The organism is Devosia sp. 2618 (assembly GCF_040546815.1).
Lineage (GTDB): Bacteria > Pseudomonadota > Alphaproteobacteria > Rhizobiales > Devosiaceae > Devosia.
Map to the genome: position 1 here is coordinate 2,645,736 of NZ_JBEPOO010000001.1, position 22,729 is coordinate 2,668,464.

17 protein-coding genes and 1 tRNA gene are annotated in these 22,729 nt (G+C 60.7%); 12 read left to right on the forward strand and 6 right to left on the reverse strand.

Annotated features, from left to right (window positions below):
• Positions 1-43 precede the first annotated feature (43 nt).
• Both ABIE28_RS13275 and ABIE28_RS13280 read left to right on the forward strand, forming a co-directional pair.
• Positions 44-1,588 carry a GumC family protein gene (locus tag ABIE28_RS13275; protein ID WP_354063669.1) on the forward strand — a complete coding sequence of 515 codons (1,545 nt, stop codon included), beginning with the start codon at positions 44-46 and terminating at the stop codon, positions 1,586-1,588.
• Positions 1,585-2,364 carry a CpsD/CapB family tyrosine-protein kinase gene (locus ABIE28_RS13280; protein ID WP_354063671.1) on the forward strand — a complete coding sequence of 260 codons (780 nt, stop codon included), beginning with the start codon at positions 1,585-1,587 and terminating at the stop codon, positions 2,362-2,364. The genes ABIE28_RS13275 and ABIE28_RS13280 overlap by 4 nt, the downstream gene beginning before the upstream one ends.
• A 7-nt stretch (positions 2,365-2,371) precedes the next feature.
• Here the strand turns inward: ABIE28_RS13280 and ABIE28_RS13285 are convergent, their stop codons facing one another.
• Both ABIE28_RS13285 and ABIE28_RS13290 read right to left on the reverse strand, forming a co-directional pair.
• The gene (locus ABIE28_RS13285) at positions 2,372-3,721 is read right to left on the reverse strand and encodes an HlyD family type I secretion periplasmic adaptor subunit (RefSeq protein WP_354063673.1); all 1,350 of its coding nucleotides are present in this window, start codon (positions 3,719-3,721) and stop codon (positions 2,372-2,374) included.
• Positions 3,714-5,393 carry a type I secretion system permease/ATPase gene (locus ABIE28_RS13290; RefSeq protein WP_354063675.1) on the reverse strand — a complete coding sequence of 560 codons (1,680 nt, stop codon included), beginning with the start codon at positions 5,391-5,393 and terminating at the stop codon, positions 3,714-3,716. The genes ABIE28_RS13285 and ABIE28_RS13290 overlap by 8 nt, the downstream gene beginning before the upstream one ends.
• 417 nt (positions 5,394-5,810) lie before the next feature.
• Between ABIE28_RS13290 and ABIE28_RS13295 the strand changes: the two genes are divergently transcribed.
• From ABIE28_RS13295 to ABIE28_RS13320, 6 genes are read left to right on the forward strand one after another with little or no spacing between them, the layout of a single operon-like run.
• On the forward strand, positions 5,811-6,314 hold the full coding sequence (locus ABIE28_RS13295; RefSeq protein ID WP_354063676.1) for an acyltransferase: 504 nt from the start codon (positions 5,811-5,813) through the stop codon (positions 6,312-6,314).
• The gene (locus tag ABIE28_RS13300; RefSeq protein ID WP_354063678.1) at positions 6,311-7,348 is read left to right on the forward strand and encodes a Gfo/Idh/MocA family protein; all 1,038 of its coding nucleotides are present in this window, start codon (positions 6,311-6,313) and stop codon (positions 7,346-7,348) included. The genes ABIE28_RS13295 and ABIE28_RS13300 overlap by 4 nt, the downstream gene beginning before the upstream one ends.
• Positions 7,345-8,448, forward strand: coding sequence for a DegT/DnrJ/EryC1/StrS family aminotransferase (locus tag ABIE28_RS13305; RefSeq protein ID WP_354063680.1), 1,104 nt, complete (start codon positions 7,345-7,347; stop codon positions 8,446-8,448). The genes ABIE28_RS13300 and ABIE28_RS13305 overlap by 4 nt, the downstream gene beginning before the upstream one ends.
• Complete coding sequence (locus tag ABIE28_RS13310; protein WP_354063682.1) at positions 8,438-9,124, forward strand: acyltransferase; 687 nt, start codon at positions 8,438-8,440, stop codon at positions 9,122-9,124. The genes ABIE28_RS13305 and ABIE28_RS13310 overlap by 11 nt, the downstream gene beginning before the upstream one ends.
• A 30-nt stretch (positions 9,125-9,154) precedes the next feature.
• Positions 9,155-10,129 (forward strand): NAD-dependent epimerase/dehydratase family protein, encoded by a 975-nt coding sequence (locus tag ABIE28_RS13315; RefSeq protein WP_354063684.1) that lies wholly within the window; start codon positions 9,155-9,157, stop codon positions 10,127-10,129.
• Positions 10,126-11,310: a DegT/DnrJ/EryC1/StrS family aminotransferase gene (locus ABIE28_RS13320; RefSeq protein ID WP_354063686.1), complete on the forward strand. Its 1,185-nt coding sequence runs from the start codon at positions 10,126-10,128 to the stop codon at positions 11,308-11,310. Before ABIE28_RS13315 ends, ABIE28_RS13320 begins: the two co-directional genes overlap by 4 nt.
• Here the strand turns inward: ABIE28_RS13320 and ABIE28_RS13325 are convergent.
• Positions 11,307-12,848 carry an O-antigen translocase gene (locus tag ABIE28_RS13325; RefSeq protein WP_354063688.1) on the reverse strand — a complete coding sequence of 514 codons (1,542 nt, stop codon included), beginning with the start codon at positions 12,846-12,848 and terminating at the stop codon, positions 11,307-11,309. The two genes, ABIE28_RS13320 and ABIE28_RS13325, sit on opposite strands and share 4 nt — an antisense overlap.
• A gap of 477 nt (positions 12,849-13,325) precedes the next feature.
• On the opposite strand from ABIE28_RS13325, the gene ABIE28_RS13330 reads away from it, so the two are divergent.
• Entirely contained in the window at positions 13,326-15,104 is a 1,779-nt protein-coding gene (locus tag ABIE28_RS13330; RefSeq protein WP_354063690.1) for a M10 family metallopeptidase C-terminal domain-containing protein, read from the forward strand.
• 11 nt (positions 15,105-15,115) lie between these two features.
• Here the strand turns inward: ABIE28_RS13330 and ABIE28_RS13335 are convergent, their stop codons facing one another.
• Positions 15,116-16,099: an FkbM family methyltransferase gene (locus ABIE28_RS13335; RefSeq protein WP_354063692.1), complete on the reverse strand. Its 984-nt coding sequence runs from the start codon at positions 16,097-16,099 to the stop codon at positions 15,116-15,118.
• A gap of 247 nt (positions 16,100-16,346) precedes the next feature.
• On the opposite strand from ABIE28_RS13335, the gene ABIE28_RS13340 reads away from it, so the two are divergent.
• A complete protein-coding gene (locus ABIE28_RS13340) occupies positions 16,347-17,144 on the forward strand; it encodes a response regulator transcription factor (protein ID WP_354063693.1) in 798 nt (265 codons plus the stop codon).
• 436 nt (positions 17,145-17,580) lie between these two features.
• Positions 17,581-18,189 (forward strand): AfsR/SARP family transcriptional regulator, encoded by a 609-nt coding sequence (locus tag ABIE28_RS13345; RefSeq protein WP_354063695.1) that lies wholly within the window; start codon positions 17,581-17,583, stop codon positions 18,187-18,189.
• On the opposite strand, the gene lhgD is transcribed toward ABIE28_RS13345, so the two are convergent.
• Both lhgD and ABIE28_RS13355 read right to left on the reverse strand, forming a co-directional pair.
• On the reverse strand, positions 18,186-19,382 hold the full coding sequence (gene lhgD, locus ABIE28_RS13350; RefSeq protein ID WP_354063697.1) for an L-2-hydroxyglutarate dehydrogenase: 1,197 nt from the start codon (positions 19,380-19,382) through the stop codon (positions 18,186-18,188). The two genes, ABIE28_RS13345 and lhgD, sit on opposite strands and share 4 nt — an antisense overlap.
• 252 nt (positions 19,383-19,634) lie before the next feature.
• Positions 19,635-19,711, reverse strand: a tRNA-His gene (locus tag ABIE28_RS13355).
• A 274-nt stretch (positions 19,712-19,985) separates the two neighbouring features.
• Here ABIE28_RS13355 and ABIE28_RS13360 point away from each other — a divergent pair.
• Positions 19,986-22,550: a sensor histidine kinase gene (locus ABIE28_RS13360; RefSeq protein ID WP_354063699.1), complete on the forward strand. Its 2,565-nt coding sequence runs from the start codon at positions 19,986-19,988 to the stop codon at positions 22,548-22,550.
• The last annotated feature ends 179 nt before the right edge of the window (positions 22,551-22,729 follow it).

Below are 22,729 nucleotides of genomic sequence, written 5' to 3' on the forward strand. Positions count from 1 at the left end.
GACCTTGGCTGCGGCGACGGAAGGCCGCGAACGAGAGCGGGGGATGGATGTGGACGCACTGAGCAATATCGATTTCCGCTTCTACCTGTCGCTGTTTCGGCGGCGACTGCCGCTGCTGCTGAGCGTGGCCGCCCTCGTCGCGATCATTGGCGTGGCGGTGACCTTTCTGCGCCCAGCGGTTTATGAGGCTACGGCCAAAATCCTCGTTGAATCAGCGCAGATTCCGACCGAGCTGGCCAAGTCGACAGTGCCCACTGGTGCAGCTGAACAGTTCCAGATCATTCAGGAGGACGTGCTGTCGCGAGAGAGCCTGCTGGCTTTGGCGGATCATTATGGGATCTATGCCAGCCAGCCCAATCTGTCGCAGTCGGACAAGTTCGATGACATGGAACGCCGGGTTTCGATTGCGCCGATTTCGGTCGACAGTGCCGGTGGCACTGCGGCTACGGTGATCCAGATTGCCTTTAAGGCCGACGATCCCAATACCGCCGCCAATCTGGTCAATGACCTCGTGACTATGATCCTCAACAAGGATGTGCAGTTGCGCACGGCGCGGGCGACCGAAACGGTGACTTTCTTTGATGGCGAAACCAAGCGCCTCGACGACGAGATGAGCGCGCTGGACGCCAAGATACTGGCGTTCAAGAACGACCATATCAACGCCATGCCCGACAGCATGGATTTCCGTCGCAACCAGCAGACCGCCAGCCAGCAACGCCTTCTGGTCCTGTCTCAGGAAGAGGCGACGCTGCGCAAGCAGCAGACGGACCTGCAGACGCGGCCATTCGAGGGGACAGCAGCGCCGGTGACGCCCGAGGAACAGAACCTTGCGGCGCTGCGCCAATCGCTTGTGCAGCAACAGGATCTGTTCTCTGACACCAGCCCGACCATCATGACCTTACGCGCGCGCATTGCGGCGCAGGAGGCGGCAATGGCGGGGACCGGAGCCGATGACGCCAGTGGGAAGCCGATCACCAGTCGCGATTTCCAGATCGACGACATCAAGGATCGGCTGGCCGAAATTGCGTCGGAGCGGGCCAGCATCGTTCAGACCGTCGCTGACCTTGATACGTCTATCGCCGCTACGCCCGCCAATGAGACGGTGTTGAATGCGTTGCAACGGGACCACCAGAACGTGCAGGCACAGTATGACTCGGCCGTCGCACGCCTCGCCGAGGCTTCCACCGGCCAACAGATCGAGTTGCTGCTCAAGGGCGAGCGCCTGTCGCTGATCGAGCGCGCAGTGCCGCCCCAGACGGCGCAAGGTCCGAGCAAGAAAGTGCTGCTGGCGGGGAGCGCCATCGCCGCGCTATTGCTTGGCCTCCTGGCCGTGATCGCGCCAGAATTTCTCAACCGCCGCATTCGCCGGCCGGCCGAGCTGACCTCGCGGCTGCAGATCGTGCCCTTTATCACCGTGCCCTACATCGAAGCCAAGGGCCGCAACTGGGCTGGTCCGGCGCTGGGTCTTGGCGTGGTCGCCGCACTGACTCTGTTGATGGCGACGCAGAACAATGCCGTGCCGCTCAGTGAACTCAACAGCATGTCGATGGCCAGTTTCGCCTCCGCAGTTCCCAGGATCCAACCATGATCTACAGCACCGAGCCGACAGCACTCGATCAAGCCAGTGTCCATCTGCATCCCGCAGTCGGCCAGCAGGTGAACTGGTCGCAGCTAACGTCCTTGCCGGTTGATCCGGCATGGATGGAAAGCCAGCGGATCGTCTCGTTTCAGCGTCGCCACAAGGCGGCTCTGGCCTATGACATTATGCGCACCAAACTGCTCAAGGATGCGCGCGAGAACAATTGGCGGACCATTGGTATTACCGCGCCCACCGCCGGATGTGGCAAGGCAACGGTTGCGGCTAACCTGGCGATCAGCCTGACCAAGCATGACAAGCTCAAGGTCGCCATCATCGACCTCGACCTGCGGCGACCGCACATCGCGCAGATCTTTGCGCATAACGGGCACTTTACCACCGATGAGTTTTTGCGCGGGGAATGCCTGATGGAGGACTTTCTGGTGCGGATCGGCGACAACCTTGCCATCGGCGCCAGCCCCGACCCCATCAGTTATCCGGCCGAGCTGCTGCATGGTCAGGGCGCGGCGCATATTCTTGAGCGGCTGCGCGATCAGCTGGGCGCCGATATCATCATCTACAGCCTGCCCTCGCTGCTTGAGAGCGACGATTGCCTTGGCCTGCTGCCACTGATGGAGGCGTCATTGCTGGTGGTCGGCGCTGAATATAGCACCGTGGCCGACATCGATATTACCGAGCGCGAGTTGCAGGCGCAGACGCGCCTGATCGGGGTGGTGCTGAACAAATGCCGCTTCACGTCCGATCAGAACACCAATTTCCAGATCTGATTTTCGATCAGTTCTCGCGGAAGGTGTGGATGAAGCGATCTTCCAGCGGTCCCATCAGATAGGACCACACGGTACGCTCGCCCGTTTGGAAAAAGCTCTCCGCCGGCATGCCGGGAACAAGCGATGCTCCGGCCGGCAGTTTGTCCAGTTCGCTATCGGCCACGTCGACCCGCACCGAGAAATACTGCACGCCGGTGGAAGGGTCCTGCAGCAGATCGGGCGAGATGGTTTCGACCGCGCCCATCAGATCGGCGGTTTTCTTGGTGTCGAAATTGAGCAGCCGGATTTCGGCGGTCTGGCCGATATGCAGATTGCTGATCTGCATCGGACTGACGCGCATATCGACCATCAGGTGATCTTCCTGCGGCACGATCAGCATTAGCGTATCGCCCGGTGCGATCACGCCGCCGACGGTGCGCACGGTGGATTCGTGGACGGTGCCGGAGATCGGCGCGCGAATTTCCAGCCGCGCCAGGCGGGCCTCGGCAGCGATCTTTTTCTGCATCAGTTCGGCGACTTTTTGCGACACGACCTGAAGTTCGGTCAGCGCATCGGAACGGAAGTCGCTGACGGTCTGTTCGGACTGCATGCGCAGCTCGGAGATCGAGCTTTCGGTGCCGGTGATCGAGGCCTGGATGCTGGCCACCTGCCCGGCCAATTCGGCCTCGCTGCGCTTCATTTCGTTGAGCCGCTGGGCCGAGACGAGCTCCTTGCCGTGGAGGGTTTCGAGTTGGGCAAGTTCTTCGCGGACCACACTGATCTGGCTGTCATAGGCAGCCGCCTGCGCCTTGTAGCCCTCGATGACCGAGCCTTTTTCGGCGATCAGCTCGTTGAGCCGCGCCACCTTGCTCTCGAGCGACAGTTTGCGCGACTCGCGGAGGCCCTGTTGCACGGCCATGATGACAGATAGATCGGGATCGACGGGCCAGTCAGCGGCCAGCGGCGACAGATGGATCATGCTGGTGCCCGAGCTTTCGGCCGCGAGGCGCGCCTGTGTGCCGAGGGCCTCGCGCAATTGGGCCATTACCACCGCCAGTTCTGCGCGCACCGACACATCGTCGAGCGTCAGCAGGACCTGGCCGGCTTGGACATGGGCGTTATTCTCCACCAAAATCTGGCCGACAATGCCGCCTTCGGGATGCTGCACCTTGCGCGAGCCGCCTTCGGCCACAACGACGCCATTGGCGACGACGGCGCCCTGCACGCGCGTGGTTGCCGACCAGCCGCCGAGCCCCACAACCAGCGCTGCCATGACGCCAATGCCGAGCAGAGCGTGACGCCGCAAGCTTTTAAGATTGCGGTCGTGCGCCATGGCGGGCACGCCACCGCGACGGTTTACGTTGACGGCATTAGGCACTCTGTTTCCTGTCTATCGACTGCGGGAGAGAGATCTGGTGCAGCACGGCATCCTTGTTGCCAAAGGCAACCTGTCGGCCGTCGCGCATGAAAAGCAGTTTGTTGATGGCCGCGATGGCGCTGGGACGATGGGCCACGACGACAACGATGGCACCGCGCATGCGGGCGTCGGCAATAGCCTCGGTCAGCGCCTGATCGCCCTCCATATCGAGGTTAGAGTTCGGCTCATCGAGAACGATGAGGAACGGTTTGCCATAGAGCGCACGGGCCAGCCCGATGCGTTGACGCTGCCCGGCCGACAGGGCGGAGCCTTGCGTGCCGATATGGGTTTCGTAGCCATTGGGCAGCGTGACGATAAAATCATGCACCCGCGCAGCACGGGCGGCGGCGAGAATGGCGTCGGTGTCATGCGACGGGGTAAAGCGGCCGATGTTTTCGGCAATGGTGCCGTCAAGCAATTCCACCGTTTGCGGCAGATAGCCGATGGTGCCACCCAGCGCGGTCGGATCGAAATGGGCGAGTTCAGAACCATCGAGCCGAACCGCACCGCGCAGCACCGGCCAGACGCCGACCAGCGCCCTTGCAATAGAGGATTTGCCCGAGCCTGAGAGCCCGACAACGCCGAGGCCATCCCCGGCATCGAGTCGGAAATTGACATCCATCACCGCCGGACCACGCGAGGGATCAACGCCGGTGGCGAGGTTTTCAACGGCGAGGGTTTTCGTCGGCAGCGGCAGCTGCGTTGGGCGTTCGCGAACCTGTGTCAGCGGCAGCATTTCGGCCAGTCGACCGGCGGATTGCCGCGCATTCACAAAGCCGCGCCATTGGGACACGACCTGTTCGATGGGTGCCAAGGCGCGAGAGGTGAGAATGGACGCGGCGATCATGATGCCGCCCGTCGCCTGCCCCTGAATGACCAGATAGGCACCCACCGCCAGCACGGCCGACTGCAGCAGATAGCGCACGCCCTTGGTGATCGAACCATAGAACGCGGTGCGGTCCGAGGAGGTCTGCTGCGTCTGCATCAGATTATCCGCAGCCTTGCCCCAGCGCTGGGTGACCGCGTCCAGCATGCCCATGGCGACGATGGATTCCGCGTTCAGTTCCGCGTCGCTGGCTCGGGCGGAGCGTTCGCCTGTGGCGGCCATGGTTGCCATGGCGGGGCGGCGCGAGTGCTTTTCGTTGATCACCAGCAGGCCAACGATCACCAGCCCACCAGCCAGCGCAAAGGTGCCGAGCAGCGGATGGAGGAAAAATGCCAGCGCCAGATAGATCGGCACCCAGGGCACATCGAGCAGCGAAATTGCGCCAGGCCCGGACACGAACAATCGCACCACATCAAGATCGTGGATCGGGGTGGCACGATTTCCTTGCCCGCCGGCCAATTTCAATCGAACGGTCAGTGGAAAAAGCGCTGTGGCGAAGCGATCGTGGATCATTCCCCCGAGGCGAATCGCCATTCGTGCCCTGATCCACTCGATCATCGCGTAGAACCCGTAGAGCACCACGACGATCCCCGTCAGCGCCAGAAGCGTGTCGGTTGACCGACTGGGCAGCACCCGGTCGTAGACCTGCAGCATGTAAACGGATCCGGTCAGCATCAGTATGTTAGACGTAATACTGAGTGCGAACAGGACGGCGATCTGGCCCCGTGCCAGGCGGATAAGATCCACTACCGGCTTGGGTCCGATCGCATGATCAGATGACTTCAAAAATACGGCCCCTTGGCTTGCTCCGGCTCTAAGCAGTGCCGCGCCGGGCTTATGAAATGCCAAAAAATGTCCCAATTGAGGACAGTTCTGTGCACAGCAGTCATGCAGTAGTGCTTCGGACTATTAGGGGCCCAACCGCTCGGGAGCACCCCGATCAAAAGAGCATGGGGGCGGCGGGAGTACATCTTCCAGCCTATATTTCCGGGGTGCGGAAGCGCCCATTATCACAACTATAACCCGGCACTCCCCAAGCCGCGTAACTCTATAGCTCCATTGAGAAATTGCTGCAGACACGCAGCCTGCTAGCGTCTCTCAACGACGGGAAAAACCGCTGCTTAAAGCTGCGAAAAGACCCGCCTCCGTCGCTGGGGAATTCACATGTTGAAACGGGTTTTGCTGGGCAAAGAAGTGGTCATACACCAGCCCGATCTCGTCAATTTGTACGATTGCACAATTGGTGATGGCAGCCGCGTCGGTGCCTTCGTCGAAATCCAGAAAAACGCGGTCATCGGCCGCAACTGCAAGATTTCCAGCCACAGCTTCATCTGTGAAGGCGTGACGATTGAGGACGGCGTGTTCATCGGCCACGGCGTGATGTTCACCAACGATCTTCACCCGCGCGCCACCAATGACGCCGGCGAGGTTCAAGGCAGCGACGACTGGGCCGTGGTGCCCACCGTCGTTCGTCGCAATGCCTCGATCGGCAGCAACGCGACCATCCTGCCTGGCCTGACCATCGGCGAAGGTGCGCTGGTCGGCGCCGGCGCGGTCGTGACGCGCGACGTGGCGGCAGGGGCGACTGTGGCCGGCGTCCCTGCCCGCCCGCTTCTGGCGCAGGCAAAAAACGCCTCAACCCAGCACTACGGAAGGCTGCAGCAATGATCGGCGTTGGCGTTATCGGCTATGGCTATTGGGGCCCCAATCTCGTCCGCAATTTCGCCGACCTGTTATCGGTCGACCTGCGCTGGGTGTGCGATCTGCAGACCGAGCGACTGGCGCGGTTGCGCTCACGCTATCCGGCGGTGAGCATTACTGAAGACATCGCCCAGGTTTTCAACGACCCCAAGGTGGACGCGGTAGCCATCGCGACGCCGGTCTCGACCCATTTCGATCTCGCCATGCGGGCGCTTAAGGCCGGCAAGAGCGTGTTCGTTGAAAAGCCGATCACGGCCACCGCCGAACAGGCCGAACGGCTGATCGAGGAAGCGGATCGTCGTGGCCTTGTGGTCGCAGTCGATCACACATTCATCCATACCGGCGCGGTCAAGAAGCTGCGCGAGGTGATCCAGAGCGATCTGGGCGAGGTCTATTATTACGACTCCGTGCGGGTGAATCTGGGGCTGTTTCAGCACGATGTGAGCGTGATGTGGGACCTGGCGGTGCATGACCTGTCGATCATGGACTATGTGCTGGGCGCCCGGCCCCGCGCCGTTTCGGCCACCGGCATGTCGCACTTCGCGGGGTCGCCAGAGAACATCGCCTACCTGAACCTGCATTTTGACTGCAAGCTGATGGCCCATGTCCACGTCAATTGGCTGGCGCCGGTCAAGGTGCGCCGGACACTGGTTGGCGGCAGCAACAAGATGGTCGTCTATGACGATCTCGAGCCCAGCGAAAAGATCAAGGTTTACGACCGGGGCGTAACGCTCGACCCGATGGCCCCCAAGGCCGGCGAGCGCAAGAACCAGATGCGCATCGGCTACCGCGCCGGCGACATGTTTGCCCCCCAGCTCGACATTACCGAGGCGCTCGGCGCTGAACTGGCCGAGTTTATCGCCTGCGTGCAGCGCGGCACCAAGCCCACCGCCGACGGCGCTGCGGGCCTGCGGGTGGTGCGTATTCTCGAAGCAGCGACTGCATCGATGGCAAAGGGCGGCACGCTTGTCGAACTGCCACAGGAGCGCGTCTTCGCATGATCCCGTTTCTCAATATCAAGGCGCAGTATGCCAGCATCCAGCCGCAGATCGAGGCGGCGGCGCTGGGTGTGCTGCGGTCTGGCCGCTACGTGCTGGGCGAGGAAGTCGCGGCGCTTGAGGAAGAGTTCGCGGCCTATTGCGGCACGCGCCATGCGATTGCCGTCAATACCGGCACCAGCGCGCTCCACCTCGCGCTGCTGGCGGCGGGCGTCAAAGCGGGCGACGAGGTGATCACGTCGCCTTTCACCTTCGTCGCGACGGCGGCTGCCATCCGCTATATCGGCGCACGGCCTGTGTTCGTCGATATCGATCCTGCGACCTTCTGCATTGATCCGGCGCTGATCGAACGCGCCATCACGCCCCGCACCCGGGCCATCGTGCCGGTGCATCTTTATGGCCAGATGGCCGACATGACGCCGATCATGCAGATCGCCGAGCGGTATGGCCTGGCGGTGATCGAGGATGCCTGTCAGGCGCATGGTGCGCGCTATGAGAGCCAGCGCGCCGGTAGCATCGGGGTATCCGGATGCTTCAGCTTTTACCCCGGCAAGAACCTTGGCGCCTGTGGCGAGGGCGGCATGGTGGTGACCAGCAATGACGATCACGCCAAGCAAATCCGCATGCTGCGCGACTGGGGCCAGGACCGGCGCTATCACCACGTTGTCGAGGGTTACAACTACCGGATGGATGCCATTCAAGGCGCGATCCTGCGGGTGAAGCTGCGTGAGCTGGAGGGCTGGACCGAGGCGCGTCGTGCGCGGGCGCGGGACTATGCCCAGTTGCTCGGTGGCGGACCCGTCGCAGTCCCCCGTGAAGCGGCCGGTCGTCGCCATGTCTGGCATATTTTTGCCGTGCGAACGCGCGACCGCGACGCGTTGCAGCGCTTTTTGGATGGCGAGGGGGTCGAAACCGGACTGCATTATCCGGTGCCGGTGCACTTGCAGCCATCCTACGCCGACCTTGGCCACGTGGTGGGGGATTTCCCGGCCGCAGAAGCGGCGGCGGACAGCGTCTTGTCGCTTCCAATTTACCCAGAACTCAGCACGAGAGAGGTGGAAATCATCTCCGAACTCGTGCGGCAGGACGCCTATGTCAGTTGAGGATATTGAAACCGGCCGCCTGACCCGCTCGGTGCATGGACGCCGGGGCCTTGAGTTTGATCCGCCATTCGAGGACGGTTTTGCCGAATGGCTGCGCGAACACTATGGCGCCGTCGCGCTGCACGACGTCTATGCCCGCTTCTCCTTTGGCGATGGCATGCTCGATGCGCTGATGCGCAAGATGATCTGGAAAACTCATGCCAAAAGCTGTGGCTCGGGCCTCCATGTCGGCAGTCAGGCCGGCTTCAAGCACCTCGAGACCTTCGATATCGGCGCCAACGTCTTCATCGGTACCGGCGCCTATATTCAGGGCCGGTTCGATGGCACCTGCAAGATCGGCAACAACGTATGGATCGGGCCGCACGCCTATTTCGACGCGCGCAATATGATCCTCGGCGATCATGTCGGCTGGGGTCCGGGCGCCAAAATTTTGGGATCCCAGCATACCGGCTCGCCGATCCATGAACCGGTCATCGCAACCGACCTCGAAATCAAGCCGGTGCGGGTCGGCGCCGGTGCCGATATCGGCACCAATGCCACCATCCTGCCCGGCGTCACCATCGGCGAAGGCGCCATTATCGGCGCGGGCGCGGTCGTGACGGCGGACGTTCCGGCCTATGCGATCGCGGCCGGGGTGCCGGCGCGGATCATCCGGCTGCGCACCGATACCGACTGAACAAATCCACCATTACGCGAGGAGCACATCATGGACGGCAAACGGGTTCTCATCACCGGAGGCGCAGGCCTGGTCGGTTCCCATATCGCGGATCTGGTGGCCGCACAGTCCCCGGCCGAGATCGTCATCTACGACAATTTCGTGCGTGGCCGGATGGAGAACTTGGCGGAGGCGCAGGCCATCGCGCCGATCACCGTGATCATGGGCGACATTCGCGACACCGACCTGCTCGGCAAGGCGATGGACGGTATCGACGTGGTCTTCCATCAGGCCGCCATTCGCATCACCCAATGCGCCGAAGACCCGCGCCTCGCCCATGATGTGTTGGCGACTGGCACCTTCAACGTGCTGGAAGCGGCGGTCGCGGCCAAGGTGGAAAAGGTCGTTGCGGCATCGTCGGCGTCAGTGCTGGGCGCGGCGGAGGTTTTTCCGACCACCGAACAGCATCACCCCTATAATAACCGCACCATCTATGGCGCTGCCAAGACCTATAACGAGGCGCTGCTGCGCAGTTTCAATGAGATGTATGGCCTGCCCTATGTCGCGCTGCGCTACTTCAATGTTTATGGGCCGCGCATGGACGTTTATGGCGCCTATACCGAGGTGCTGATCCGCTGGATGGAGCGCATTGCCAGTGGGCTGCCACCCATCATCATGGGCGATGGCAGCCAGACCATGGATTTCGTGCATGTGCGCGATATTGCCCGGGCAAATGTGTTGGCCGCCAGAGGCACGGCGTCGGACACGGTGTTCAATGTGGCCAGCGGCACGGAGACCAACCTTAGCGAGCTGGCGCGCATCATGCTCAATGTCATGGGGTCGTCGCTGTCGCCCATCCACGAGCCTGCGCGCAAGGTGAACCCGGTGGCGCGTCGTTTGGCATCGACCGAAAAAGCATCGCGAGAGCTGGGGTTTAATGCCGAGATTTCGATGCAGGATGGTTTGCGTGACCTCGTCGCGTGGTGGCGGGCAAGCCGCGCGCAGGAGCGGAGTGATGTGGCATGAGTAACGGCACCCATCAGATCCCCGTCGCCAAGCCCGTGCTCGATGAGCGCGAGGTGGAGGCGGCGCGGCGGGTCATCCTATCGGGCTGGGTTACGCAGGGGCCCGAAGTCGCCCAGTTTGAAAAAGAGTTCGCCGCCTATGTCGACGCGCCGCATGCCTGCGCGGTTTCCAACTGCACCACGGCGCTGCATCTGGCCCTGATGGCGGTTGGGGTCGGGCCCGGCGACGAGGTGATTACCGTCAGCCATTCGTTCATCGCCACCGCCAATGCCGTGCGCTATTGCGGCGCAACGCCCGTGTTTGTCGATATCGAAGCCGATGGGTTCAACATCGACCCTGACAAGATCGTTGCGGCCATCACGCTGCGCACGCGAGCCATTTTGTGCGTGCATCAGCTTGGCATGCCCTGCGATCTGGCGCGCATTCTGCAGGTGGCGCAGCAATATGGCATCAAGGTCGTCGAAGACGCGGCCTGCGCGACGGGCAGTGAAATCCTGTGGGACGGCAATTGGGAACGCATCGGGCGACCGCATGCCGACGTCGCCTGCTTTTCATTTCATCCGCGTAAGGTCGTCACTACCGGCGACGGCGGCATGTTGACGACGCGCGACGCTGGTTATGACCAGTCTTTCCGCCTGTTGCGACAGCACGGGATGACCGTGCCGGATACGGTGCGGCACGGCTCGCGCAGTGTGATTTTCGAGAGCTATGACGAGGTTGGATACAACTACCGCATGACCGACCTGCAGGCCGCTATTGGTCGCGTGCAGCTTGAACGGTTGCCGGAGATCATTGCATCAAGGCGTCGGCTGGCAGCGCTTTATGCGAGCCTTCTTTCAGAGATCGACGGACTTCGCCCGCCTGCCGAACCCAGCTGGGCGCGCAGCAATTGGCAAAGCTATTGCGTCAGCCTGCCACCGCATGCCGATCAGGTTGAGGTGATGCAGAAGTTGCTCGATTGCGGTGTATCCACCCGGCGCGGTGTGATGAACACGCACCTTGAGCCCGCCTATCGGGGCAAGGCGCAGCACCGGATTGCTGAAACGCTGGACCACTCCGAATATGCCCAGAGCAGCTCGATCATGCTGCCGCTGTTTGTTCAGATGAACTCTGAGGATGTGCGCTACATCGTAGCCGCGCTCGAACTGGCGCTGGTCCGCGCCCCCGAACTCGTCCACTAGGCGGGTTTGACCGAAGGCTCGTGCCGCAGCACGAAATAGACGACGGGCCGGAGCGTCTTGGGTATCCAGTGCTCCGGCACAAGGCGGATCAACTGGGCCAGCGAAAACCAGCAGGCCAACGCAGTTCCTACCATTGCCACGACAAAGCCCGGCCAGAATGGCAGCAGTTCCACCGCCAGCAGCACCAGGCAGGTCAGCCCCACAAACATGGCGCCCAGGATGAAATTCTCGCGCGACCAGCGAAAGCCGCTGAGCCGACGCACCAGCACGTAGATGATCACTCCGTGCCAGACATAGAGCCCGACAAAGGCGATGCCGGCGCCCGCCAGGCCTATGACTTGCAGCAGGACCCAGGCCAGCCCCAACTGCACGGCTGCAGCGGCCATTTCGGTCCAGAAAAAGATGGTCTGATTGCCCTTGGCCAGAATGACGAAGCCCATCGGCCAAGCCACCACACGCAACAACATGCCGAGACAGAACCACCGCAAGAGCGGCACGGCAGCATCGAACTGGCTGGAATAAAACAGCGTCATCACCAGCGGTGAGAGGGCCAGAGTTGCCAATAGACCCGGGCCGGCAAGCAGGATGCTGATGCGGGTCTGTTCGTTGACCATCCGGTTGCAGGCGGCGTTATCATCGGCCACGGCCGACAGTCGCGGGTAGAAGTCTGTGCCCATCGCCTGCAAGATGAAGCCGACATAGATGCCGCCCAGCGCCCATGCTGCCTGATAATTGCCCGCGGCGTCGACGCCCAGTTGCTGGACAACCATGATGCGGATGACGAAAGCGGTGCCGGCAACCAGCAGGCCGCTGACCATGAAGGCAAAGCCCAGTTGCAGCAGCAGTCGCGTTTCGCTGGTGAACTCAGCCAGCGACAGGTGGACCTTGGGCAGGTCGATTTTGTGATAGTACCACTGCGCAGCGACCCAGGTGGTCAGCGCCACTGCGACCAGCGACGGCACGACGCCAGCCTCGCCGAAGAAATAGACCAGTGGAATGGCCGCCAGCGTGTTGAGCACGGCCCCGGCCACCGTCATGCGGGCGAGATCGCCGATGCGGCGGTTGCCCTGAATGATGGCAATCGGCGCGCCGGCCAGAACGCGCAGCAAAACCGCTGCCCCGATCAGCATAACCGCAGACGCCCGCGCCTCGGTGCCGAAGGACAGGGCCGAGATTGGAGCGGCGAAGGCCAACAATAGTAGTGCCCCTATCACGCCCAGCACCAGTGACGTCAAAGTCAGCACCTTGGCGACGCGGGCGATCTTGGCTCGATCACCGCTCGACATGGCGACGGCAACCTGGCGGACACCGCTCGATTGTACGCCGAAGCCGACAAAACTGGCCGCCAGATCGATGATTATGTTGAAAATGCCGAAGAGCCCTACGCCCGCAGGCCCCAGCAGAATGGCCAGCACCTTCAGGCGGACCATGGACATGACGATGTTGATGACCGAGGAGGCGCCGATCAGGGAGGTGGATTTGAGGATTTCGCCGTAACGGGAATCGGCTTTGTCAGGCTCGATTGTGTTCTCGCTCACCACATTCCCCGACGGTTTTGGGATCGAGAAACAGTGTAGGCGGCGCCCTGCCCTTCGCAATCGCACCAAAATGGCAAACCGCAATAATGACTTAGATCGAACGGACTATGACAATCTGCACCGTATATATCGAAAGATGTAGTGATGTAATCATTTCGATGTAGCGCCCCACAATTTGTTGCCGATTGATCACAGTTCCAGCCGGAATCCCATAAATCTTCACAATCCGTCGATTTATCCGATAATTAACCAATCGAATCGAATCTTCAGTTTTTTAGACTCTTCAATTGCTTAGATGCCGGGCAAAACGCGGGTCGCTTCGATTTGGGCGAAAACAGGGCTCAAATGCTCATATTTGGCCGCATCCCGTCGCTCGACAGCCCAATTCGCCCCTCAAGCAGGGAGGGTGAGAACAATTAGAAGGATCACCTAATGGCGACATGGCCAGATTCAACAAACACAGGCGTACCTGATGGCGTGAAGCTGCTGCCCTCGGGCGGGCTCGTCATCACCAAGCCGGGAACGGTAATTTCCGGGCTGAACATTACCGGCACCGTCTATATCGCTGCCGACAATGTCACGATCGAGAATTGCAAGATCACGGCAGCCAGCTTCTCCGTTGTCCAGATCAAGGTCGGGCAGACCGGCGTTGTAATCCAGGACTGCGAGATCAACGGCGTTGGCACCAACAATGCAGGCAGCAACGGCATTACCGGCGTAGGTACGTTCCTGCGTAACGACATCTACAATGTCGAAAACGGCATCAATGTTGCGGCTGGCAAGGGCACTCTGATCGAGGGAAACTACATCCACGATCTGAAGGCCTCCGGCGCTCCGCACTATGACGGCATCCAGATCGATGGCGGCCAGTCCGACGTGGTTATCCGTGGCAACACGGTGATCAACGACCACGACCAGACTGCGGCCGTGATGATCGACAACTACTTCGGCCCGGTTTCCAACGTGCTGGTCACCAACAACCTGTTGGTTGGCGGCGGCTACACGGTCTATTCCGATGCCCAGTTCAACAGCAGCCCCCTCAGCAACATCAAGATCACCGACAACCATGTCGGCGGTGGTCATTGGGGCGACCTCAACGCCAATAGCAACTCGCCCGTCTATACCGGCAATGTGAAGGACGGCGTCGCCCTGGCCGCGACGCTCGAACACCAGACCGGTTCGGGCGGCGGGACGCCAACTGAGCCTGCCAAGCCCAACCCATCGGAGTCCACGACAGCAACGGAAGGCAATGACAAGCTGACCGGCGATGCCAAGGACAATGTGATCGACGGCAAAGGTGGGAACGACGTTATCGATGGCCGTGGCGGCAACGACACCATCATCGGTGGCGCTGGTTTCGATACCTTGACCGGTGGTGCGGGCAACGATGTGTTCGTGTTCCGCAGCGCCAGCGAAATCGGCAACAAGCTTGGTGCGCGTGATATCATCACCGACTTCACGCCGGGGCAGGACAAGATCGACCTGTCAGCAATCGATGCCAACAGCAAGCTGGCCGGCGTTCAGGACTTTACGTTCCTGGCTGGCAACAATGCCGCCTTCACGAAGACCGCTGGCGAACTCGCCTGGCACACCGAAGCCGGCACGGGCAAGACCATCGTTCAGGGCGACACCAATGGCGATGGCGTGCATGACTTTGAAATCGAAGTCAGCGGGCTGTTGTCGCTGAAGGCGTCCGATTTCCTCGGCATCGCCAAAGCTCCGACCACCGGAGGCGGTACGCCACCGACGTCACCGTCCCTTGAGGGGCTCAACAAGGTTATCGGCACTGCTGGCGCCGACAAGCTGGTGGGCACGGCAGGGCATGACTATCTCGACGGCAAGGCTGGCAACGACACGCTCAGTGGCGGGGCTGGCAATGACGTTCTCTATGGCGGCGCAGGTCGCGATGTCATGACCGGCGGTGCCGGCAATGATGTCTTCCTGTTCAAGTCAGTTGCGGAGATGGGCTCCACCGGCGCTACCCGTGATGTCATCACAGACTTCACCAAGGGGCAGGACAAGATCGACCTATCGGGCGTGGACGCCAACACCAAGACCGCTGGCGATCAGGCCTTTACCTTCCTGACCGGCGACGGCCAGTCGTTCACGCACAAGGCTGGCGAATTGGCCTGGCATTACGAAGCGGCCCAAAACCGCACCGTTATCCAGGGCGACACCAATGGCGATGGCGTGCATGACTTTGAAATCCAGTTGACCGGGCATATCCAGCTCGGTGCTGGCGATCTGGTTCTCTAGACCTTTCGGCCTTACGACCCACCGGCGGCAGATTTCCCCATCTGCCGCCGACGGGGCTTTTCCGGCGCTGTTGTTTCCGTCAGCGGCCGCACGTCGATGACGCCAGCAACCAGTGAGCCCAATGCGGCATCCCGGATGGCGATGATATGGCGCGCCGGCCAGGGGCGATGCGAGAGCACTGAATCGGCATCGAACCGCGTCACCTCGAACAGCGTGCGCTGGCGAGGGTGATAGTAAAAGAAGCGGTAGCCCAGTGCCGCGATGGCTGCGTAGTGCGGCAGCGATGGCAGCCCCAAGAGCAGGATCATGATATCGACCCGGCCAGCCGCAAGGCTTTGCATGGCACCCTCAAGCACCGCGGGCTCGAACCCGGCCACGTTAATTTTCAGAACATCGACATGGTGCAGGCTCAGCGCATCGAGCATGGCGTCGAGTGTTTCCACCTGCACGATTTCAGTGCCGGACGCATCGGCCCCTTCGGGTGCGAGCTGGCTATTCCAGGAGTTGGGCGCTGTAACAAAGCGCGCTACGTCCTTGCGGTTCGACAGCGCGAGCTGATGCACGCTCACGCATGCTCCCACATTATTGCGCGAAATGTTGCGCCGCAGGGTCGCGACATTGGCGCTGCTAGGTTCAAATGCCTCAACTTTGACATCGCTCAGGGTGGTCGCAACGAAGATCGAAAAGTGCCCGATTGCCGCCCCGGCGTCGACCACACACCAATGTGTTCCCGCGACATCCCTAAGAAAATAAAATTCCGGGTCAATATAGTCGCCGAAAATGATAAACGCGGGCGGAAACTGGCTCGGAAAGTCGAATTCCAGTATCTGTCCGGACTTTAACAACACTTCGGCATTATCAGGACTTTTGAATACAAGAGCCGCATATCGAGCCATTCCCTGCAATGCAGCCATGAGGCCAACGACTTTTACGCCCCAGCTCAATTTCTCTGCTGCTGCGCGAAAGCGCCGGGTTGGCAAGGTGAAATATGTCATGCGGCGCCCCGAAGCAAAGCCTGCTTTTGCGCAGGATTTCCTACACTTAGCGAAGACGAAGGCGCAGATCGTTTGTCAGTTTGACCTAGCAACAAGCCGGGATGATGTAGGCAATCTAGCCCCGTTATAGGCGACCAGATCACCCGCCCTGCCGGGTGCCCGAGTCACGGCTCTGTCACGCGGTCTATGTTCTTTTGCATGGCGTCGGGAACAATAATGACTACGAGGCCGTCAATCGGGGAACGAAATGTCGGAAGTAAACAGCCTAATTACGGAGCAAGGCATATATGCCGTGTGGAACACTACACCCTCCCAGGACAGCGAGGGCCGCGACGGTATCCTGATTTTAGCGGACACGGGCGTCACCTTTCAGAGCCTGTTGAAAGCCGCCCAACAATGCTTTCCACGAGTTGGCGTCACGCTCGCCAACCAATTGCCGGATGATGACTCGGCCCTCTTTACGCCCCGCCTCATCCTGCTCGATGCGTTTGCATTTCGTAATATACCTGGGGTGATCTCGCAATGCCGTGATCGCTATCCCAATATTCCAATCGCATTGCTTGTCGAGAGCGGCTGGAACGAAGACCCAGCGCTTCGGGCAGTCGTTGCCGAGCGGGCGATTCAGGGACTGGTTCCTTTCAACCTGCAGATCAACGTCTGGCTCGCCACCATCTGGTTGCTCCTCAACGGCGGCGAATACTTCCCAAGCGCGTTGACGCCGCGATCAGCCGCGAGGGGGTTTCTCACGCGCCGCAACCAACATCTTGGCTCCGATCCCGGATCGGGCACTGACTCGGCTGGCATCCTGTCCAGCCGGGAAGCGGAGGTGCTGGAACTAATGTCAGATGGGCTGCAGAACAAAATAATCGCGGTAAAAATGGAACTGTCCGAGCACACGGTCAAAGTCCATGTGCACAATATCATTCGAAAACTCAAAGTGCATAATCGAACACAGGCAGCGGCGGTCTTCCGCTCTTTTGATCGGCGGCCCGGTTATGACGCCATTCAAACCAACAGCGTCCTGACGGCGGCTCACGTTAGCTAGACTATATCGCCAGATCGATCTGCATCTATTTCCAGATCGCGGCAAAGAGCGCCTCCAGAGGGAGATGCCAGCGCTCAAATTGTCGTGGCATCCACTACTTGGCGGAGCAAAGACGTCAGGCAAGAACGTCAAGCTTGCTGCCGAGAATAATTACCTATAAAATTGACACAGTTTTACTGCACAATGCGAATACAGTTCGGGGGAGCTGGCGAACTGATTATCTAACTGAAGAACAAAAAAGAATATTTTCTTGCAGAAGGATGATCGTTAACAAAGTTGGACTGCCATGTACGCAATAGACGGACAAACGGCTCAAGTATCCATCCTGACGTTCGGTGACTGTCATGTTCTGTCATCGGGGCGTTTGATAAGCCCGCCGTTCAGCTTTATGCGCATTCTTGCATATGTGCTGTTGGAGGGACGCGGAAAGCCGGTAATGCGCAGACGCATCGGCGATTTGATCTGGTCAGACAATGGCTCGGAACAGGCAAATGCCGATATTCGTCAAGCGGTATCCCGCATCAGGCGATTTCAGGAAGACCACCATTTTCAGATTTTGTCCGCCGACAATCATATGGTGTGGCTGAATCTCGATCAGAATATCTATTTCGATCTAGCCGAGTTCCTGGATCTGGTCGCGAACCCCGGCCCCAAGGCGTGGGTGCGGATGTGCGAGATCTATGTCGGCGATCTGCTAGCCTCGTCACGAACCGCCGGTGAGGGATTCGAAGAGTGGTTGAGCTATCAGCGCTCGGAACTGCAATACGAATTCGTCACCAACATATCGCAGGCAGTTTTGCCCACAAGCGGCTTGACGCCCCAGGAACGGCACTTCTGCGCTACGAGGCTACTGCAGGTCGACCCCTATCACGAGGGCGCGCAACGCGCGCTGATGTATGATGCCGCCGCCAATGGTCAATTCACCTTCCTGCGGCAGTTATATGAAGAAGGCAGTCGCAAGCTACGCACCGAGCTCGGCATCGATCCCGATGATGAGACGGTAGAGCTCTATCAACGCCTGATCAGCCGCGCCCCCGCGGCTTAGGCAGCATCGCCCAATAGTCTTCGGGCGATGTGCTCTCCTATCGGCAGAGCCGACGTCGCGGCCGGAGATGGCGCATTGCAGACATGCAGCATGCGCCCCGCCTCCAGCAGCAGAAAATCCTGCACCATTGACCCGTCCCGCCGCACCGCCTGCGCCCTGATGCCTGCGGGCATCGGCGTCAGGTCTTCCAGTTCCAGCGACGGGCAGTATTTGCGGCACGCTGCAAGATAACGGCGCCGGAACAGGCTATTGGCCATTTCATCGAGGCCGGATTTGAGGTTCTTGCCCAAGCTGCGCCAGAAGCCCGGAAAACGCGCGGCTTCGGCGAGATCGGCTATCGACAGCGCGCCCTTGGCATAGCCCTCGCGCGCCATGCCCAGCACGGCATTTGGCCCGACGCTGATGCCGCCGTCGATCATCGGCGTCAGGTGAATGCCGAGAAATGGCAGGTCAGGATCGGGTATGGGGTAGATCATGGCATTGACGATGCCGTGGCGGCGATTGGCCAGCCGATAATACTCACCGCGAAACGGCACGATGGCGAAGTCCACATCGAGCCCGGCGAGTCGGGCGACACGGTCCGATTGCAAGCCGGCGCAGGCCACCAGTCGGTCAACTGTGAAGGCGCCACTGGCAGTATCGACATCGACGCGCCCCTGGCGCTCTCGAATGGCCGTTGGCGTGGTGGAATAGAAGATTTCGGCGCCGCTACCGCCAAGCTCGCGCGCCAGTGCGGCGAGTATCTGCTTGTAGTCGACAATGGCCGCCGTCGCGACCAGTAGCCCGCGCAGACCTTCGATGTTCGGCTCACGCGCCGATATGTCGGCCGCCGTCAGAACCTCGGCCGCAATGCCGTTGTCAGCCGCCCGATTCTCTAATGCCGCGAGACGTTCGACTTCCAGTGGCGTCGTCGCGACGATGAGCTTGCCGCGTTCCTCAAACTTGATGCCGTGCTCGGTGCAGAATGCTTTGGTCCGCAGCATTCCCTCGGCACAAAGCCGCGCCTTGAGGCTGCCCGGCGTGTAGTAGATGCCGGAATGAATCACCCCGGAATTGCGCCCGGTCTGGTGCAGGCCGAGTTGGGCTTCCTTTTCGAGAATGACCAGACTCGCTCCCGGACGCGCGGCGAGCAGCGCACGCGCCGTGGCCAGGCCGACGATGCCGCCGCCAACCACGCAAAAATCGTAGTGCATGTATTTGCCCAGTCATGCCCGGAGTGACGCCCTACCATGCGCGCATTGGCGCAATCGGCAAAGCCATCCAAGCGGCTGAGCAAGTCATTGAGACAACGCGGCAAGAACGATGGGCACAGCCCAAAGGGCTAACGACCTAGCCCGAACATGTAGGGGGGCGCACGAGAATCAACCAGCCGGTGCCGCGAGCGACACGCATCGACTTCCCTCAACGCCGGGGTGGAGGAAAGCGCAATGATTTCAAGGAAAGAATGGTACCACCTCTCGGGATCGAACCGAGGACCTCTAGATCCACAATCTAGCGCTCTAACCAACTGAGCTAAGGCGGCAAATGCTCTGCGAGGGAGACCTTGGCTGGCTCCCGAAAGCGGGCGGAACATAGGTCGAGAAATCCGGGATGACAAGTCCCGATTTTCCTGTGGAAGAACCATGTTGCCTGAGGGCCGACTTAACCATCCCAGACGAAGGGTAGGCCCAGGCTTTGCGCTAGGCTGGACCCCGGCAAACGCACCCTATATTGAAGAAACCTTAAGGCCCCGGGCTTAGTTGTGCCGGAATGGTACATAATTACCTGTGTATCCGGACGGGAGAGTTTTATCGCAGATGGATGCTGACTGGATCACATCGCCGAGCGCTCGCCGCGTGCAGCAGCACGCAGCAGATTCGCGACCGGCCTGGCTGTGGTCTCAGGACGGGCAGCTCTTGCTGTGGCAGAATGACGCCGCCTCGCTGTTTTTGGCCAAGCTGAAAAAGCATGGTCTCAAGCTCGCGCCGGGTGCTATCCCCATAAAAGGCCAGATTGCGCGCAATATCCGGCTCGGTTCGGTTGGTCGCACAAGCCTGGCGCGCATCCAGTTTCTGGCCGGCGACAAGCCTGCATCGAGCACTTGCGCCACCACGCCCCTGACCTGGCAGGACGGCCAGAACGTTTTGCTGGTGGTCGGGGTCGACCCGATTGCGCCCGAGATTTTGGAAGCGGCCGGTGAGTCGAAGCAGCCTGGGCCCGCTCCGGTGGCAGAGGTGGCAACACCAGTTGTCGTTGCCGACGCTCCAACTGATTCTCCGCTGAGCGACGACATCCCTGAAGACAGCCTTGCCGCTGCGCAGGCCGCGCTCGATGAGGCGGACAATGAGGCGTCACAGCCTGACGAGGACCATGTCGCAGCGATCATCGTTGCCGACGAGGATGCCTATGCGCGTGAGCTGGAAAACTGGCGCGAGGCCGAACAAGATTCGCGGCCAGCGTTCGAACTGGTGCCGCAGGCTGCCCCAGAGGCGGAGATTGAGCCTGCCGCCGAGCTTGATGCCGATGTGCCCGCAGTCACGACAAGCAGCCGGCTGAGTCGGCTTGTCGATCGGCTGGCCGATGATGACGCGCTTTATTCGCCGCTGACGGATGAAGACGACGTGCCGCCGGTTCTCGCGCTGAAGGAAGATGCTGCGCCGAAACAGTTCTATCGCCTGACCGGAAGCGGCTTTGTGGCGGATGAGCCGGAGCAGACCGAGGCTGAAGCCGATCTCGATGATCTGGTGACGCTCGATGGGTCGGTGACCGAGGACGAAGTGCCGGTTGTCGAAGACATCCAGAACACCGCAGAAGAGACGCCGCAGCCGGATGTGGAATCGGTCGAGCGCGTATCGCGCTACAATTTCGATGAGCTGTCGCGCATTCTCAATGACCGGGTCGGCGATCCGCAGCAATCGGCTGTGATGACTGCCGCTCCCTCTGAGCCTGCCCGCACTGGCGCGCTGATCAATCTTGGTGGCGAGACGCTGGTGCTTAACCGACTGCCGCTGGGCATTCTGGTGTTCCGCGATCAGCAGATCCTGTTTGCCAACCGGGCCATCACCGAAATGGTGGGCTATGACTCGGTGGAAAATCTGCGCGCTGCAGGCCTCGCCGCCGTATTCCCCGCTGCCGGCAATGACAGCGCGGGGGCCGGACCGGTCAATCATCTGATGCAGCGCGATGGTACGCTGGTGCCCGTCACGGCGCGGCTGCAGTCGATTTCGTGGCAGGGGCGCCCTGCCCTGATGCTGTCGGCCAGCACCACCGAAGTGCGCACGGGCCATGAGGCTGCCGTCAACGCCTTCGCACAGAGCTTTGCAGAAGTGCGCGGCGACGGATTCCTGGAAGCGACGCGTGCGGGCGTGGTCAGCGCCATCACCCCGCTGGGCGCCACGCTGCTCGATACCGACGGCATGGTGGAAGGCAAGGCGCTATCAGCGCTGGTCGGTCCTAAGGACGTGCCGCATCTGCAGGAATTCCTTGAACGCCCGGCGCGCTTCGCTGAAACCGCCCGTCCCTGCCTCACACTGCGGTCAGCGTCAGGACGTGCGGAGATCATTCTGTTTGCCCAGGGCCAGGCGGGTGTCGTCACCGGCTATTTCGGGTTTGTGCGCACTCGCGAAGCGGCTCCCGTCCGGTTGTCGGCGCCATCTGATGTCGATCCGGCGCTGCTCGCGCGGATCAGCCGTGGCGTGCGGCGTCCGCTCAACACAATCATCGGTTTCTCCGACCTGATCCGCAGCGAAGCCTTCGGCAAGCTGCAGAACGAGCGCTACGAAATCTATGCGCAGGATATCACCACTGCCGGGCAGGAGATCGCCGCGCTGGTCGATGAACTCGACGACTATGCCCGCCTCCGCGATGGCCGTTACCTGCCACAGCGTGCCAGCATCGAATTGACGGCGCTGCTTGAAAGCTGCGTGCTGCGAATTCGCCAGCAGGCGAGCAATGCGCGCGTCATCGTGCGCAACGCGATTTCGGAAAGCCTGCCGCGCATCACGGCGGACCGCGCCTCGCTGGCTCAGGCGGTGCTCAATCTTTTGGCGAGCGCCATCGACCAGACGCCGACCGGTGCTGCCGTGGTGATTTCGGCGCAGCGCGAGGATGACGGCGGCATTGCTATTCATGTGCGCGACAGCTCCAACACCGTGGTCGACATGGCCGAGCGGTTTGTCGTGTTCCGCGATGGCGTGGGCAAGGACGGGCAGATGATGACGCCAGTTCGCTCTAGTGTCGGGCTGGCGCTGACCCGCTCGCTGCTGGCGGTCAACGCCTTCTCGCTATCGGTCGATCCAGCCGGCGAACGCGGCATGTTGTTTACGCTGATTATTCCGCCCGATCTGGTTGATCGACCGGCTTTGCCACCAGCAACAGAGTAAATCCGACGATCTGAACTATTTGTCGCACCTTGTGAAGCTGACTTTGACGATCAGCTAACAAGTTGAATCCGCTTGCTATTCAGGCTGGATGTTTGAACAGTTCTAAACTGTAAGTCATTGTAATTATTAAGTTTTATTGACACCCAGCGGCAAAATGTAAACAAGGACGCCATTCGGAC